Annotated in this window: 20 protein-coding genes; 4 read left to right on the top strand and 16 right to left on the bottom strand. The window is 32.2% G+C overall.

The window, feature by feature from the left end:
* The 7 genes from sbcD to sosA form a co-directional block, all read right to left on the bottom strand.
* The gene (sbcD, locus tag IDG66_RS03335) at positions 1-1,122 is read right to left on the bottom strand and encodes an exonuclease subunit SbcD (RefSeq protein WP_000691284.1); all 1,122 of its coding nucleotides are present in this window, start codon (positions 1,120-1,122) and stop codon (positions 1-3) included.
* Between the two features lie 123 nt (positions 1,123-1,245).
* On the bottom strand, positions 1,246-1,713 hold the full coding sequence (locus IDG66_RS03330) for a CcdC family protein (RefSeq protein WP_000966142.1): 468 nt from the start codon (positions 1,711-1,713) through the stop codon (positions 1,246-1,248).
* 93 nt (positions 1,714-1,806) lie between these two features.
* A complete protein-coding gene (locus IDG66_RS03325) occupies positions 1,807-1,905 on the bottom strand; it encodes a hypothetical protein (protein WP_001789897.1) in 99 nt (32 codons plus the stop codon).
* Positions 1,892-2,134, bottom strand: a complete 243-nt coding sequence (locus tag IDG66_RS03320; protein ID WP_000246909.1) for a YneF family protein — start codon at positions 2,132-2,134, stop codon at positions 1,892-1,894. The genes IDG66_RS03325 and IDG66_RS03320 overlap by 14 nt, the downstream gene beginning before the upstream one ends.
* Before the next feature lie 277 nt (positions 2,135-2,411).
* Positions 2,412-4,400, bottom strand: coding sequence for a transketolase (gene tkt / locus IDG66_RS03315; protein WP_000481443.1), 1,989 nt, complete (start codon positions 4,398-4,400; stop codon positions 2,412-2,414).
* Between the two features lie 120 nt (positions 4,401-4,520).
* Positions 4,521-4,760 carry a DUF896 domain-containing protein gene (locus IDG66_RS03310; RefSeq protein ID WP_000071351.1) on the bottom strand — a complete coding sequence of 80 codons (240 nt, stop codon included), beginning with the start codon at positions 4,758-4,760 and terminating at the stop codon, positions 4,521-4,523.
* A 136-nt stretch (positions 4,761-4,896) separates the two neighbouring features.
* Complete coding sequence (gene sosA / locus IDG66_RS03305) at positions 4,897-5,130, bottom strand: DNA damage-induced cell division inhibitor SosA (protein WP_206172176.1); 234 nt, start codon at positions 5,128-5,130, stop codon at positions 4,897-4,899.
* A 142-nt stretch (positions 5,131-5,272) separates the two neighbouring features.
* Between sosA and lexA the strand changes: the two genes are divergently transcribed.
* Positions 5,273-5,896: a transcriptional repressor LexA gene (lexA, locus tag IDG66_RS03300; RefSeq protein WP_001208760.1), complete on the top strand. Its 624-nt coding sequence runs from the start codon at positions 5,273-5,275 to the stop codon at positions 5,894-5,896.
* A gap of 379 nt (positions 5,897-6,275) precedes the next feature.
* Here the strand turns inward: lexA and IDG66_RS03295 are convergent, their stop codons facing one another.
* From IDG66_RS03295 to IDG66_RS03275, 5 genes are all read right to left on the bottom strand, one after another.
* Positions 6,276-7,292: a CAP domain-containing protein gene (locus IDG66_RS03295; protein WP_168989892.1), complete on the bottom strand. Its 1,017-nt coding sequence runs from the start codon at positions 7,290-7,292 to the stop codon at positions 6,276-6,278.
* A gap of 21 nt (positions 7,293-7,313) precedes the next feature.
* Complete coding sequence (gene guaC / locus IDG66_RS03290; RefSeq protein WP_000688122.1) at positions 7,314-8,291, bottom strand: GMP reductase; 978 nt, start codon at positions 8,289-8,291, stop codon at positions 7,314-7,316.
* A gap of 156 nt (positions 8,292-8,447) precedes the next feature.
* A complete protein-coding gene (gene rpsN / locus IDG66_RS03285) occupies positions 8,448-8,717 on the bottom strand; it encodes a 30S ribosomal protein S14 (RefSeq protein WP_001085655.1) in 270 nt (89 codons plus the stop codon).
* A 453-nt stretch (positions 8,718-9,170) separates the two neighbouring features.
* Entirely contained in the window at positions 9,171-9,320 is a 150-nt protein-coding gene (gene rpmG, locus IDG66_RS03280) for a 50S ribosomal protein L33 (RefSeq protein WP_001265708.1), read from the bottom strand.
* Between the two features lie 90 nt (positions 9,321-9,410).
* Positions 9,411-10,928 (bottom strand): catalase, encoded by a 1,518-nt coding sequence (locus IDG66_RS03275; RefSeq protein WP_000082539.1) that lies wholly within the window; start codon positions 10,926-10,928, stop codon positions 9,411-9,413.
* Positions 10,929-11,131: 203 nt separating this feature from the next.
* Between IDG66_RS03275 and IDG66_RS03270 the strand changes: the two genes are divergently transcribed.
* The 3 genes from IDG66_RS03270 to IDG66_RS03260 all read left to right on the top strand — a co-directional run bounded on the left by IDG66_RS03270 (position 11,132) and on the right by IDG66_RS03260 (position 13,118).
* Positions 11,132-12,586 (top strand): amino acid permease, encoded by a 1,455-nt coding sequence (locus IDG66_RS03270; protein WP_000389956.1) that lies wholly within the window; start codon positions 11,132-11,134, stop codon positions 12,584-12,586.
* A gap of 138 nt (positions 12,587-12,724) precedes the next feature.
* On the top strand, positions 12,725-12,829 hold the full coding sequence (locus IDG66_RS03265; protein WP_001791424.1) for a hypothetical protein: 105 nt from the start codon (positions 12,725-12,727) through the stop codon (positions 12,827-12,829).
* Positions 12,804-13,118 carry a hypothetical protein gene (locus IDG66_RS03260; RefSeq protein WP_000580198.1) on the top strand — a complete coding sequence of 105 codons (315 nt, stop codon included), beginning with the start codon at positions 12,804-12,806 and terminating at the stop codon, positions 13,116-13,118. The genes IDG66_RS03265 and IDG66_RS03260 overlap by 26 nt, the downstream gene beginning before the upstream one ends.
* 292 nt (positions 13,119-13,410) lie before the next feature.
* Here IDG66_RS03260 and IDG66_RS03255 read toward each other — a convergent pair whose 3' ends face one another.
* The 4 genes from IDG66_RS03255 to IDG66_RS03240 all read right to left on the bottom strand — a co-directional run.
* Positions 13,411-14,214, bottom strand: coding sequence for a Cof-type HAD-IIB family hydrolase (locus IDG66_RS03255; RefSeq protein ID WP_000186313.1), 804 nt, complete (start codon positions 14,212-14,214; stop codon positions 13,411-13,413).
* Between the two features lie 57 nt (positions 14,215-14,271).
* Positions 14,272-15,186 (bottom strand): homoserine kinase, encoded by a 915-nt coding sequence (gene thrB, locus IDG66_RS03250; protein WP_000073182.1) that lies wholly within the window; start codon positions 15,184-15,186, stop codon positions 14,272-14,274.
* A gap of 1 nt (position 15,187) precedes the next feature.
* Complete coding sequence (gene thrC / locus IDG66_RS03245; protein WP_001255460.1) at positions 15,188-16,249, bottom strand: threonine synthase; 1,062 nt, start codon at positions 16,247-16,249, stop codon at positions 15,188-15,190.
* Between the two features lie 5 nt (positions 16,250-16,254).
* A partial coding sequence (locus IDG66_RS03240) for a homoserine dehydrogenase (protein ID WP_198993251.1) occupies positions 16,255-17,508 on the bottom strand: 1,254 nt, incomplete at its 5' end.

Genomic DNA, 17,508 nt, shown 5'->3' with positions numbered 1-17,508 from the left:
TTAATCCTCCTTTCTCAATTCGTTTTCTAAAATATTTTTTATCTTTTTAGATTGGATATCCGATAATTCTTTATCAGTTATATGTTTATAAAACATTTCGATAATTGACATGTCATCTTTTTCACTTATTTCTATAGCATTATTTTCTTCATTGTAATTAAAAGTTTCATTCGTCAGCGCTAAAGTATTAGGATAAATTTGTTTTAAACTCATCATTGGATCAGTAATATGAGACATATTTTTAAGTTTAAAATGTAAATAATTATCTTTATTTTTCACATGAACTTTTTCATTAATAACATCATTATATTCGCCTGAGATAATTTCCAATTGTCTAAGTGGCTTAAGAGGAATAAATACATCGTTAATAATGCCATCATTAATTGTTACACGTCTATACCCTTTAGCTTGACCCGCTTCCGAAAATGAATACTGCAATAAGGAGCCACTATATTTAATTTTGTCGTCTTCTATACTAAATGGATGATGCAAGTGACCTAGCATGACATAATCAAATATATCAAAAACACCTTTCTGAACTGATTCAACCGTTCCAATAGTTAATGGTCTTTCAGAATCAGATGTCTTTCCACCTTGAACAGTCAGATGACTAATTAAAATATTGACGGCATCTTCATCAATTTCCGGTGCTATTGTTTCAATACAGCGCGTAATTCCCTGTTGATGTGTTTCAATGGTGTCATCTTCAAAGTAGTGTTTCATTTCGCTCACAGTAGCATAAGGGAGTGTATAAAAATTAACCCCATTTATCTCTATTGGTGAATTAATCGATGTAAAATCTGTTCTTATAAATAACTGATTATGTTCAAACCAACTCGCCCCATAGTTTAACCTCTCTTTACCATCGTGATTTCCACTAATAATAATTATTGGTATACGCAGTTCTAAATTTAACTTTCCAATCGCTTGTTCTAATAACATGATTGCATCTTTACTTGGATATGTTGTGTCATATAAATCTCCAGCTATCACAATGATATCAGGTTCTTCTTCTTTCATTTTTTCTACGAACATATCTAAAATATACGCTTGATCTTCTAAAAGCTGTTTGCCATTTAATATTTTCCCTAAGTGCCAGTCTGCTGTATGTATAATTTTCATTACTGCCTCCATATAGAACATTTGTTCGCTTTTATTTTAATATAATCATTTCACCTTTTCAAGTAAAATTAAAACCACTCATTGACTGATTTAGAAGTCGATCACAAGTGGTTTTAAAAGTAATTAATTGATTAATGTTTTCTTTAGTTTTTTGTATTTATATAGCATTGCTGCTCTCCAAGGAACAATCATACAGAATGCTAATAAAAAGAACATGCCGCCTAATTCTCCAGGATCTATTTCATTACTAATGAATATTTTCATCACAGTACGAATGATAAGTAATGAAATCAAAATAACTGGAAATGCTTTAGATCGTTTCATATAAATTTCTGTACCTTTGACTTCAAATCGAGAAGTCCAAATTAGAACTGTAGAAAAAAGCAAACCAATTATAAAGGCTTCTAGCATTTCCGATCCTGTTAGCCTAAAATATGGAACGACGTACATCAATGCACCGGTCGCCATAAAAAACGGTGGCAAAACTATTTTTTTCTCATTTACCGGATAATTTTGAGCTTTCATACGAATAACTATAACTATAGTTCCCATAAATAAAGCTACAATGATTGAAAATATTAAATAGAGCACGCAGACACCTTCTCGTTAAATAAACTCTCTGTAAATCATACAAAATGAATTATAGCATTTCTCAGTCTATTCGTCATTTTGTTAACTTTAATTTTAATAAACATATTTATTCTTATTAATTTGATTATAAAAAGAGGCCATTTCCATATCTGGAAAATAGCCTCTATCAATTGCGAATTTACTTTTTCGCACTCTTCATATTTTGATCCATATTTTTATTCATCATCGTCATCATTTGATTAATTTTCTTCTGAGAAGGTTTTTGACCCATTTGCATCATCATCATACGAAGCATTTCTTCGTTGATTGGTGGGTTTTTCTTCAAGTAGTCCATCATATATTTTCTAGCTAAAAGGAAACCTCCAATTAAACCTAAAATTAATGCAGCTACTATAAAAATAATTGCTAACCAAGTTGCCATTGTTTCACCCGCTTTCTTTATCCTACTGAATTTTACTAAATTCATCACATTATTTCAAGAACTAGTTTATTCAAGTATTTTAATATCGATACTAAAAATAATATCAAAAATCATGCTGTTATAACAGAGCTTTTAAAGATTAATCTGAAATAGTATACTTTCATAACTTATCACTTATGATGTAGTTTAAGTGCTATACTCTAAATTTCAACACTTTAAAAGAAGCCTAAGATTATGCATCCTAGACTTCTAAACATACTCGCTTTATAAATTATTCTTATAAGCTCATAACTTGGTTTAAGATATTTTCTTTAGTAAATCCATATTTTTCAACTACTAAATCGCCAGGTGCACTTGCGCCAAAGCCGTCAATAGCAATAACTTTACCTGCAGTACCTACATATTTATGCCATCCAAGCGGTGAAGCCATTTCAATCGCAACACGTTTTGTTACGCTTGATGGAATAACTGATTCTTTATATTCTTCAGATTGTTGTTCAAATGCATTCCAGTTAGGCATTGAAACAACACGCACTGATTTACCTTGTTTTTCAAGATCTTTAGCAGCTTCAACTGCAAGACTAACTTCTGAACCTGAAGCTAATAATAGGAATTCTGGTGTCTCTTCAGAGCCATAAACTGTATAGGCACCTTTTCGAACGCCTTCTTCAACTACATCTTCTGGTACATCTAAAACCGGTAAGTTTTGACGTGTCAATACTAATGAAGTAGGTGTAGATTCAGATTCTAAGGCAACTTCCCATGCTACTCTTGTTTCATTACCATCAGCAGGACGGATAACATTCATATTTGGAATAGCTCTTAATCCAGCTAATTGTTCAATTGGTTCATGAGTAGGACCATCTTCACCTACTGCAATTGAATCATGTGTGAAGATGAACGTTGCATTTAATCCCATAATTGATGATAAACGTAACGCTGGTTTTAAATAATCACTAAATACGAAGAATGTTGCACCATATGGATGTAAACCTCCATGTGCAGCCATACCATTTACAGCAGCACCCATAGCAAATTCACGTACACCAAACCACACATTTTTACCTTCAGGTGTTTCAGAACTATAATCTGTTGCATCATTTACATTGGATTTGTTTGAACCAGCAAGGTCTGCTGATCCACCAAAGAATGAAGGGACAGTTTTACTGATTGCTTGAATAACAGTACCAGAATCAGCACGAGATGCACCATTATGACCCAGTTCAAAACGTGGTAATTCATCCTTATAATTTTTAGGCAATTTACCACTAATCGCTAATTTAAATTCTTCTGCTAATTCAGGATATGTTTCTGCATATTTTTCTAATAATGAATTCCATTGAGATTCATCTTCATTAGCACGTTTTAACATAGTATTTTGGAAAATTTCGTATACCTCTTCTGAAACATTAAAACGTTTTTCAGGATCTAAACCGTAATTTTCGAATGTTAATTTTCTTTCAACTTCACCTAAAGGCGCCCCATGAACACCATTAGTTCCTGCTTTATTCGGTGAACCAAATCCGATTGTTGTTTTAACTTCAATAATCGTTGGTCCTTCTTGAGATTTAGCTGTAGTAATCGCTTTATCAATTTCTTCTAAATCATTACCATCTTTAACTAGTAAGTAATTCCAACCATATGCTTCAAAACGAGCTTTTGTGTTTTCAGAAAAAGCTTTGTTTAATTCGCCATCTAATGAAATATCATTTGAATCGTATAAAACAACTAATTTACTTAATTTATTATGTCCAGCAAATGAAGCTGCTTCATGCGATATACCTTCCATTAAATCACCGTCAGAAGCTAATACATATGTGTAATGATCTACAACATTATATCCTTCTTTATTAAATTTCCCTGCTAGGTGATCTTCTGCTAAAGCTAATCCTACTGACATAGCAAAACCTTGTCCAAGTGGTCCGGTAGTAACTTCTACACCATCTGTATGTCTGTATTCAGGATGACCTGGTGTTTTAGAACCCCATTGTCTAAATTGCTTTAATTCTTCTAATTCTAAACTACCAGAAACATGTAACAAGCTATACAATAATGCTGAACCATGCCCTGCAGATAATACGAAACGGTCTCTATTGAAGTAATCTTTAGATTGTGGATTAAAATTCAGATGACGTGTCCACAAAGTGTAAGCCATTGGGGCAGCTCCCATAGGTAATCCTGGATGACCAGAATTCGCTTTTTCGATTGTGTCGATACTTAGTGCACGTAGCGTATCAACAGCTAATTGATCTTTTTCATTAAACATCTTGTGTATCTTCCCTTCTTCAATTTTATCAAATACATTATAACTTATTTTAAAATAAAAAGATAAGTAAAATACTTATTTCAAGTTATAATGTCAGAAAATTCTTTACAGATTTGTGATTTAATTTTTATTATCTCTTTTTTGTTGTATCTCTTTAATTTTTTCAGGTGTTACATCATTACCTTCTGGATCAATTACTTTAGTATTTTCAATTTGTTGTTTAAACCCTTTTCTAAAACTCTCAAGATAAGCTTTTCTTAAGGCTGTTTGCTCCTTTGCTTCTTCTTGAGTTAATCCTACTTCTTTTTTCTTTTTAGCTAACTCGTTAATTCTTTCGATATTCAAATCAGAATTACTCAATTAAAAAACCTACCTTCAATTTGTTTATTCAATCATTATAATACTTTAACAAAATATAACAAATTTAAGATCAGCAAAAAAAGTAATAAAAAACGCTATTTCGCAAAAATAGGCAAAATAACGTTGTGACAATGTATCAATTTATTAAAGCGAACACTTTCCCATCTCTTTGTTCGCTATTGTTTGTAGGGCCTTTATGTTCGTATGCTTTATTTATCGTATTGTTCTTAATTTGATGGTCAGTCATTTCGTACACTTGTTCCGAGTGAGCACTAATGTTCGCACTTAACAAGAATATTGCAAAGGCTGCACTTGAAACTAAAAATATGATGATATATGTTGATACGTTTTTATATTTATTGTAAAACATCATTTTCACTCCTAGAACATTTGTTTGTATTAGTAATTTATCAGAACTTATGTTCTGTGTCAATATTTTAACGAACAAATGTTTGTTTTGGTTTCAAATTAATGATATACTGTATTTAAATTAATTTAGGGAGTGCCTATATATGAGAGAATTAACAAAACGACAAAGCGAAATATATAACTATATTAAACAAGTTGTTCAAACGAAAGGTTATCCGCCTAGTGTTCGCGAAATTGGTGAAGCAGTTGGCTTAGCATCCAGTTCAACTGTTCATGGTCACCTTTCACGTCTTGAAGAAAAAGGCTATATAAGAAGAGATCCAACGAAACCACGTGCTATAGAAATTGTAAGTGATCAAACAAATGATAATATTAATATGGAAGAAACGATTCATGTGCCAGTTATTGGTAAAGTCACAGCAGGTGTTCCTATTACCGCAGTAGAAAATATTGAAGAATATTTTCCATTACCTGAACACTTAACATCGACACACAATAGCGACATATTCATATTAAACGTCGTAGGCGACAGTATGATTGAGGCTGGTATATTAGACGGAGACAAAGTAATTGTTCGCAGTCAAACCATAGCAGAAAATGGAGACATTATTGTTGCTATGACTGAGGAAGATGAAGCAACTGTCAAACGCTTCTATAAAGAAAAAAATCGTTATCGATTACAACCTGAAAATAGTACAATGGAGCCAATTTACCTAGACAATGTTGCTGTAATTGGGAAAGTAATTGGTTTGTACCGCGAAATGTAATATTTTAAACCGTTATATATTATCGTAATTGTTAAGCCCTCATTTTTATAAATTTTGGACCTCTTGAAAAAGTTACGTTTTCAAGAGGTTTTATTTATTCTAATCTAAATTCAGTTCAAACAGAAATTGCGAATTGTTAGATAATCTCATTCTTTAATATAAATTTTGAATTACAGATTTCTGCAAAATGTTACACAAATTAAAACTCGCCCCCGTAATAATTTACAGGAGCGAGCCATTATTATTTTTTTCTTTCTTTTTTATTAAGTATATCTTTGACGCGTTCAAGTATATCCGCATCTTTTGGTTTATCTGTTGTCATCATGTTTATCTACTTCCTTACAGACAAACATTACCCTTTAATCTCATGCCAAAAACATTAACCAGTATAATTTTCTGTCCAAAAAGGTTGTTTTTCATCATTAAAATCAACACCAACACCTAATATTTTAAACGTATCATTTAAAATATTTTTTCTGTGACCAATAGAATTCATTAATCCTTGATGTGCATAGATACTACTAACTTGACCATATGCTAAATTCTCTCCGGCTGAGTTAAATGTAATACCATCTTTTTTCAATCGATCAAATGGTGATTGACCTTTTAAATTTGTATGATCAAAATAATGATTGTTGGCCATATCTTTACTATGCTTACGTGCAGTTTCAGAATTCTGTTTAGAATACTTCAATGTAAATAATTGATGTTGTTTTCTTTCAGCATTAACTAAATCAAAATTTTGTAGTTCAAAACTATCTGCAAGCGATTTCGAAGGTGCTCCATATTGTTCTTTTAATCTATTTTCCATAGCATCACTTACTTGTAAAACAGCTGTTACATTATTACGTCGATGCTTATCATAAAATACCGTCGTATAAATGTGATTTTTATGGAAAACATCATATTCTTTATTATTTTGTTCGTAACGCACTCTACCTTTAACAATCTCTGTTTCTGGTTCGCCTAATCTTTGCCTTACAACCGATTTAGGTGTATTGTATTTAATTTTTGATTTTGAAGTGATTATATTTTGATTTGTATATAACGCATTAACTTTATCTTTCATGTAACTTATCATTATAAAATTATTGTAATCGTCATCATAATACGTATACCACTTCGTACCATATTCATTAAATGTCACTCTTTTTGGTTTATTTAATGTTTTCTCAACATCTGATTTCGACATGTTCATTTGTATATTATTAAAGGCAAATTGTTGTTTCTTCGGTGTATCCAATTTATTTTCCGCAGAAATTGTTTCTTTATTGATGTGAATGTCAATATATTGTCTTACTTCATTTTGTAAATGAATGAATGGTTTAAATTCTGTTATTGGCGCAATGATAGTAATTGATAAAAACGCAACAACAGTTACTATGAATTTTTTAATTTACATCACCTACTATAAATATTAATCTCTATCACCGTTGAAAATAGAGTTTCTAACAATAACATAATCTACAGTACGTAATGATTTCAAGTCTTTTCCACCGGCATATGAAATTGAGCTTTGTAAATCTTGTTGCATTTCTTTTAAGGTATCCATTAATGAACCCTTATGTTCTACAAACATTTTTTTACCTTCTACATTTTTATGTTCGCCTTTTTGAAATTCAGATGCACTACCAAAATATTCTTTATACTGTTTACCATCAAGTTCTACAGTTTCACCAGGTGATTCTTCGTGTGCAGCAAATAATGAACCAATCATGACCATTGATGCACCAAATCTAATTGATTTAGCAATGTCGCCATGCGTTCTTATACCACCATCGGCAATCAAAGGTTTACGAGCTGCTTTACTACATATGTTTAATGCCGCTAACTGCCAACCACCAGTACCAAAACCTGTTTTAATCTTTGTAATACAAACTCTACCAGGACCTATACCGACTTTGGTAGCATCAGCACCAGCATTTTCTAATTCTCTAACACCTTCTGGCGTGCCAACATTACCAGCAATAACAAAACTATCAGGTATATGGTTTTTTATATGTTTAATCATGTTTATCACTGAATCTGAGTGACCATGCGCAATATCTATTGTAATATATTCGGGGATTAATTTTTCTTGAGCTAACTTTTCAATAAAATCAAATTCCGCTTTCTTTACACCAACTGAAATAGATGCAAATAAGCCTGAATTTTGCATATGTTTTATAAAAGGTATTCTTGCTTCTTCATCAAAACGATGCATGATATAAAAGTAATCATTTTCAGCAAACCATTTCGCTAATTTCTCATTCATAACTGTTTGCATATTTGCAGGAACTACAGGTAGCTTGAATTTTTTCGGACCAAATTGGATAGTTGTATCACATTCAGACCTACTTTCAACTATGCATTTATTAGGTATTAATTGAATATCTTCGTAATCAAATATTTTCACTTTAAATAGCCCCTTTAAAAACTAATTATTTTTAAATGCAAATTAAAAACCGAATGTTTCCTTATTAATATGAGAAAACATTCAGTTTATAGCATTCGTATATACTGTACATTGTTTTATTGATATTGTAAATGGGCTAAAGTACGAAATTTGATTTTACCAACTTGATTTTTTAACACCTGGAATTTGTCCTTTGTGCGCATGTTCTCTAAACGCAATACGAGACATTTCAAATTTACGTAATACACCTCTAGGTCTTCCAGTTACTTTACATCTTCTAGTTAAACGTGTAGGTGATGAATCTCTTGGTAATTTTCTTAACGCTTCGTAATCACCTTTTGCTTTTAACTCTTTACGTAATTCGTAATATTTATTTACTAACTCTTCTCTTTTTCTCTCTTTTGCTATTTTAGATTTCTTAGCCATATATAGTTACCTCACTTTTTATCAAATCGTAATTATTACGATTTATATAATAACACAATCCTCACATAATTCAACAGTAAAGTTTCATTTCTTTGTTAAATCATTTTCTAAACCATCATATTTAAGATTAAAGTGTATTATCGAACATTTATAAAACATACCCAGAATTACTTCGTACTTATTAAATTCCGCTTTGAAATTTTAAATTCTACTATATTAAATACTCTTTCAAGCATTCGCTAACAAAGTGACTTTATAAAATCAGTAATCTATTTCCTTCTATAAATATTCTCAAATTTTAATAAAGTAACAACTAATACAATCATATATTGTTCTACCGATGAAACTCAATCCATTAATCACTCTTCACAAAAATTTCATAAAAAAGCGAGCTCCCCAATATAATAGGTAAGCCCGCTTTATTTTCAAATCGTCGTATTTGAATGATAAGAATTACTTAGTTTCACGATGTAACGTATATTTGTTTAATCTTGGGCAATATTTTTTCATTTCAATACGCTCAGGATTATTACGTTTATTTTTAGTAGTGATATAGTTACGATCGCCACATTCTGTGCATGCTAATGTTACGTTTACGCGCACGTTAAACACCCTCTCTTGTTAGGAATCTTTACGATTTATTATGATATCATAAACTGCTCAACTACGCAATATAGAAACTACATATCAAATTTATTTTTCAAAGTTTTCGTATGTTTCATCATTTTCAGTTTCAAGATCAATAGAATTTATATCAATACCTAATGCTTTTGCAACACCTTTACCATATTCTGGGTCAGCTTTGTAACAATGACGAATATGACGTCGTTTAACATCATCCGTTACGCCTTCCATTGCATTTGCTGTATTTGTAAAAATTCTTTCTTTAGCGTCCTCTGATTGTAATCTAAACAATTTACCTGGTTGTTCAAAATAATTATCATCATCTTGACGTTGATTATATTCATAGCCATATCCATCAGTTGGGAATGGTGGCTTTTTATATTCAGGTTGAGAATCAAATTTACCATGGTTATTTGGATAATAATGTGTTCCTCCACCTTGATTATTGTCAACTACGCGCATTTGACCATCTCTACTAAAAGGACAAATATTTTCAATACCAACACCTTTAGGTTGGTTTACAGGAATCTGCCAATGATTAACTCCTAATCGATATCTTTGCGCATCGCCATATGAGAATAAACGCCCTTGCAGCATTTTGTCTGGAGAAAAATCTAATCCTGGAATAATATTAGTTGGTGCAAACGCAGCTTGTTCAACATCCATAAAGTAATTATCTGGATTTCTATTTAATTCAAACTCTCCAACTTCAATTAGAGGATACTCATCGTGATACCATACTTTTGTTAAATCAAATGGATTATCTTTATGGTTTTTAGCTTGTTCCTCAGTCATTACTTGAATATACATTGTCCATTTTGGATAATCACCTTTTTCAATGGCTTCGAATAAATCGCGTTGAGATGAATCACGATCTGTAGCTATAATTTCAGCAGCTTCTTCATCAGTTAAGTTTTCAATACCTTGTTGCGTTCTAAAATGGAATTTAACCCAAACACGTTCACCAGAATCATTATACATAGAGTATGTGTGAGAACCGAACCCATGCATATGACGTAAATCTTTAGGAATCCCTCTATCTGACATTAAGATCGTTACTTGGTGCAATGCTTCTGGAAGACCCGTCCAGAAATCCCAGTTATTTTGTGCATCTCTCATATTTGTTCTAGGATCTCGTTTCACCGCACGATTTAAACTAACAAATAACTTTGGATCTCTAAAGAAGAATACTGGTGTGTTATTCCCTACTAAATCCCAGTTCCCTTCTTCAGTGTAGAACTTTAACGCAAATCCTCGAATGTCACGCTCCGCATCAGCAGCACCACGTTCTCCTGCTACAGTAGAGAAACGGGCAAACATTTCGGTTTGCTTACCTATTTCAGAGAATATTTTAGCATTCGTATATTTTGTTATATCTTTAGTTACAGTAAATGTCCCAAATGCACCAGAACCTTTGGCATGCATTCGACGTTCTGGTATTACTTCTCTATCAAATTGAGACATTTGCTCTAAAAAGTAAATATCTTGCATTAAAAGAGGTCCCCTAGGCCCTGCTGTCATACTATTTTCTCGGTCTGATACTGGATGCCCAAAAACACCAGTTAACTTTTTGTCTTGTTGTGACATAGTCATCCCTCCACAATTTATAATAATTATAATTTAATACATATTATAATTTAACCCCATCAAAATTACAATTAAACATGCTCAAGATGATTAAAAAATCAGAAAATTTTAATTTTTTCGCTTTACAGTACTAAATAGTTATTGAATAGTACACTTAAAAAGCTTACAATAATGGGTATATTTAAATAGATGGGAGACTAAATATGGAAGATAATAAAATGAACCGTAGTCTTAACTCAAGACACATTTCCATGATTGCTATAGGTGGTGCAATTGGGACTGGTCTATTTGTAGCTACTGGTAATATCATTTCTCAAGCTGGTCCTGGAGGCGCTATACTCGCTTATCTTGTTATTGGTGTCATGCTATATTTCTTAATGTCATCAATTGGAGAGTTGGCAACATTTTATCCAGTATCAGGTTCATTCAGCTCTTATTCAACACGCTTTATTGACTCATCTCTTGGCTTTACCATGGGATGGTTGTATTGGGCATTGTGGTCATTAGTTACAAGTGTTGATGTCATAGTAGCGTCAAATGTGCTTTATTTCTGGGACACATTTAAATTTTTCCACCCCATTACTTGGAGCTTAATCTTTATTACAATTTTACTATTATTAAACATTTTTTCTGTAAAATCATTTGGAGAAACTGAGTTTTGGTTATCATTGATTAAAGTGTTAACAATTATCGTATTCGTTATTTTTGGCTTTTTAATGATTTTCGGTATCTTAGGTGGTCATACATATGGATTTGAAAACTATACAAAAGGCCAAGCACCGTTTGTTGGTGGTATCTCTGGTTTCTTAGGCGTATTATTAGTCGCCGGATTTTCGGTTGGTGGTACAGAAGTAGTAGCAGTAACTGCTGGTGAATCAGATGACCCTAAAAAGTCTATGCCTAAGGCAATTAAACAAGTATTTTGGCGTATTCTTTTATTCTATGTCTTATCAATTGCAGTAATTGGTGCAATTATTCCGTACACAGATCCATCATTATTAAGAGCAAGTAGTTCAATAAGTCAAAGCCCATTTACAATTGTATTCGATAGAGTAGGCATAGCCTTTGCAGCATCAGTAATCAACGCGGTTATTTTAACTTCATTATTATCCGCTGCAAATTCAGGTGTTTATACAACAGGCAGAATGTTGTATTCCTTAAGTTCAGACAAAAAAGCACCCCAATTTTTAAGTAAATTAAACAAGACAACTAAGTTACCTTTAAGAGCATTATTAACTACTTATGCAGTCGTTGTTATTGTTATTATTTATGCAAACTTTAATTCAAATGCCGTTTTTAATTTACTTGAAATTATTGGTTCAATGATTATAGTTGTTTGGGGATCAAGCATTTGGTCACAAATACGATTGCGACAAGCTATTAAAAAACAAGGTCAAGACCCTAATAAGGTCCTACCATATAAAGCACCTTTTTATCCATTAGGACCAATCATTGTCATCACTACACTATTATTCTTGCTATTTGGTGGCTCAGTTGAATATATTTTAAAAGATCAATGGTTAAATGCTTTTAAAAACTTTTTACCTTTAATCATTCTAGCGTTGATTTACTTTATTCATAAAATCATTCACAAAACAAAATTTGTAAAGCTAGAAACAATTAATTTAAAACCACACGATTATGACAATCAAAAATAAATAAATTCTCATACGGCAGATGCTTTAGATTATCTATAGCATTTGCCGCTTTTTAATGGTGTAAAGCAGATATACTTTAATATCTTTTTCTAGTATAAAGTGTATTAACTAGTATTCTGTTTATATTTTATTATTACCATGTTACCATTCTTTATTTTAGATATTTTGCATATCGTGTATAATATAGATAACAATAACTTTTCAGGGGTGAAATTCAATGATTGGACAAACAAATTTATTTGATGATGTACTAAAGCAAGATGAAAGATTTGTTATTGTAGTTCAAGCATTAGAAGAAAAGAACGGACAATTATTAAAGAGAACTTTAAGGGAATATCCCGGTTTAAACCATAAACAAATGAATGATTTATTTATGCACTTAAAGGAATTATTTTCCGAAGAATCATTTGCTGAAAACCAATCAGCGTTCAGTATTACAGTTTATACAAATTTAGATTATACTGCTGACCAAATATATGCTCATGTAAAACGTTTCAGAGGTAAGCATGACTGGACACAAACAGCTAAATAAAATCAAGATGCTTGCAGTGATTTTAACAATTAATGTTAGATTGTCACTGCATTTTTTAATGCATTCGTTATTATTCAGAATGATCAAATTTATTTATCTACCTTCAGTGACTAGTTAATACTTGATTTATTCAAAAAATATACATTTACTCTATTCGTTTGATATCATTACTAATCTAAAATATGTATTTCAAATCCTCCATAGTATAACTGAAGTCATTTTCACAAAAATAAAAAGCCTTAACCACAAGATATCTTATTCAAATATCATGTGTTAAGGCTTATTTTAAAATTTATAACAATTTTTTGAGCGCATGTGGAATACCATTTTCATTATGATCCAACGTAACTTCATTTGCATATTGCTTAAGTTCATCTGATGCATTCCCCATAGCAATAGCTAGACCTGCGACTTCAAACATTGATTTATCATTCATACTATCACCAAAAGCAATGACTTGATCCACCGAATATCCCAATTTGTGACATAACGCTTTAATTGCATTACCTTTTGAAACGTCTTTGGCCATAAATTCTAAGAAGAATGGCTTACTTGTCGTAGCATCTACATTATCATTGAACACACCATTCAAATCAATTCTAGCTTCTGTAATATTCGCTACATAATCTACACCCATGACCTTGGGTACATCGCCTTGAATATACGCTTTGATATCATCAACACGTTTCATCGGTAAACCTGTTAATTCTGCTTCAATATTCATATACTCATGTTCGCTGTCGTAAATAATTTGACCATCATGATATGTAAGAACGAAAAAGCCTCTATCTCGACAATAATCTACAATTTCATCGAAATCTTGCTTACCAATCGATTTACTTACTTCTACTTCTTCATTAGTCATGTTAATCGTTTTACTACCGTTATAACTAATAATATAGCTATGATGTTCAGGTAATTTTAAATCTCTAGCAGTTGGAATCATACCTTCAGTAGGTCTACCAGATGCTAAAACAACATAATAACCTTCATCTTGAATTGCTGTTAAATAATTTGCAGTTTCTTCTGATATCACATTATCTGAATTTAGCAATGTGTCATCCATATCTAAAACGACAACTTTATAATTTGTCATATCGCATTAAATCTCCTCTCTATTCTGCATTTAATACTATTTTACAATATAAAGCGTCTATTGGTATACAATTCGTTCTTTAACACCACTGATATTAATATCGACCAATTCAGAATGGCATGATACTACCTGACTATTTAAAGAGCGAACCAATTCCCCACTATTTTCTTTACGACTAAATATTAAAATAGTTGGTCCAGCACCACTAATTACAGTTGCATAGGCATTATGTTGAATAGCAATTGTTTTCACTTCATCAAATTCAGCAATTAAATGCTGACGATACGGTTCATGAAAGCCATCTTGTTGCATGAGTTTACCTGCTAATTCATAATTGTGCTGTGCTAATGCACAAATCATTGTATTACTAATTGCACTACTTTTAACCGCTTCACTATGTGTTAATTTTTGTGGTAAAGCACGTCTTGATGCTTCTGTTTTTAGTTCATAAGTTGGTATCGTTACAATCACATCCACGTCTGGTATGTCGATATGTGCAACTGACGTTTCTTTCGAGACATCATTATAATATCCAGCGATTAAACCACCATAAATGGTCGGCGCAACATTATCAGGATGTCCTTCGATTTCAGTCGCTAATTGTAATACCTCATGTTTAGACAGTTGGATATCACCAAAATAATTTGCGATATATATAGCTCCTACTAAAGCAGAAGCTGACGAACCTAACCCTCTTGCCAATGGAATATCACTTCTCATTTCGATACATAAATTAGGCAAGTCAACACTATATTTAGAAGCAACTTGTTGTGCTACATGATAAATAAAGTTTGTTTCGTCAGTAGGCAATTGCTTAGATGCATCATCATGGAAAATATATTCCCATTTTGTCCCTGATGTTTCCTTTACAGACAGATGCAAAAATTTATCTAAAGCCATACCTATAGAATCAAAGCCAACTCCAAGGTTGGCTGTTGATGCAGGAATTGTTAACTCCAAAACATTCGACATGTTATAAAGCTCCTTTAATATAATCGATAATGCTATCTTTATCATTTGGCAATGGCTTTATCGGATTATCTAGTAGTGAAATAGCAGTATCAGGATCTTTTAATCCATTACCAGTTAAAATAGCAACTACTTTTTTACCTTGAGGTAATTTACCTTGTCTATGCAATTTAATTAAACCTGCAATAGAAGCATTACTCGCTGGTTCACTAAAGACACCTTCTTTAGTTGTCATTAACTGATATGCTTCTAGAATTTCATCATCAGTAACACTATCTATTAATCCATTTGATTCTTTAAGAGCATTAGTCGCCTTATCCCAACTAGCAGGATTACCAATTCGAATAGCAGTTGCAATCGTTTCAGGATTTTTAATGACTTTATTTTGAACAATTGGTGATGCGCCTTCAGCTTGGAAGCCAAACATTTTCGGCAATTGTGAACCTTTAGCTTCATGATATTCTTTAAAGCCTTTCCAATATGCAGTAATATTACCTGCATTACCTACAGGAATCGCTAAAATATCAGGTGCTTCACCGTCTAATTGTTGTACAATTTCAAATGAGCCTGTCTTTTGCCCTTCGATTCTAAATGGATTGACAGAGTTTACAAGCTCTATTTCGCCACTTTTTGCAATTTCTTTTACAATTTCTAAAGCTTCATCAAAGTTTCCTTCAATAGAAACGATTTCTGCACCATACATTACTGCTTGCGACAATTTACCTAATGCAATTTTACCTTCTGGTATTACGACGATAGCTTTTAAACCTGCTCTCGCTGCATATGCTGCTGCAGACGCTGATGTATTTCCAGTCGAAGCGCATATTACAATTTTCTTACCTTGCTCTTTTGCTTTTGTCACAGCCATTACCATACCGCGATCTTTAAATGAACCTGTCGGATTGGCACCTTCATACTTCACATATAAATCTATACCTAGTATTTTAGACATATTTTCACAATGAATGAGTGGTGTATTTCCCTCGTTCAATGTTAATTTTGGTGTATTTTCATTTACTGGTAAATGTGCTTTAAACTCTTCTACTAATCCTTGCCATCTTCTCATTATAATTAAACTCCTTCTACTGGGTATACTTTGTCAACTTCGTATCCATGCTTAGTGATTAATTCTTCCGGTGATGATTCCAATCCAACTATAACAGCGGCATATGATTGATTATCGTAATTTGCAACTCTTAATGATCGGTGAAATGGTAATATTGCCTTTAACTCATTTTCAAAATTTTCAATTGAACCTTTGACATGATTCACTACTACAAAGAAATTGGATTTTTCTTTAATATTAATTTCTGCATCTGAATCCATCATTTCCCGTGTTTTATCTGTCTTTATTTCAAAATGTGGTGGCAATGTGTGTAAATCTGATTCAAAGAATAATGCTACATTCAATAAATCACTGACAACGGCACTACCTGTTGCTAAACTGCCTGCTCCTTTTCCATAAAACATCGTGTCACCAACGGCATCACCAATGACATAAATCGCGTTATATTCATCCTCTACAGCTGCTAATTGATGCTTTTTATCAATTAACGTTGGTTCTACCGATGCATTAACTTTGCCATTTTCATATATTCCCTTACCAATCAATTTAATTTTATACCCCAGTTGATCGGCTACATTAATATCAGTTAAAGTTACGCCACTAATTCCTCTTCGTTTAACGTCGTTTAATTTAATGACTTGGTTAAATGATAAATATGATGTAATGACAACTTTACGCGCTGCATCTACCCCTTCTACATCATCAGTTGGATCCGCTTCAGCAAAACCAAGTCTTTTCGCTTCATCAAGTGCTTCCTCAAATGTCGTTTGCTCTTTAGTCATTTTAGATAAAATAAAATTAGAGGTACCATTTAAAATTCCCATAAATTTTGAAATATTATTCGCATTCAAACCATTATTTATGGCATTTACGATCGGAATACCACCTGCTACACTCGCTTCAAACTTTAAAGCTACACCATTTTCTTCTGCTAAATCTTCTAAAAGTTTAAGATGTACTGCTAATAAATCTTTATTTGCGGTAATAACATGTTTTTTATTTTTAAGTGCTGTTCTTAACCAATCTACAGTTGGTTCAATTCCTCCCATGACTTCAACGATAATATCTAATGAATCATCATTTAAAATTTCATTAACATCTTCAGTTAAATGATATTGGCTAATATTTAGCGGTCTCTTTTTAGATTTATCTCGAACAAGAATATGCTTTATGACAATATCTTTATTTAATGTATCTTGAATTTGCTGTCGGTTCTCTTCGATGATTTTAACAACACCAGATCCGACAGTACCTAATCC

Source organism: Staphylococcus sp. EG-SA-18 (genome assembly GCF_017151825.1).
Taxonomy (GTDB): Bacteria; Bacillota; Bacilli; order Staphylococcales; family Staphylococcaceae; genus Staphylococcus; species Staphylococcus aureus.
Note: the sequence above shows the minus strand (reverse complement) of the source record. Positions and strands in the feature narration are given on the sequence as shown.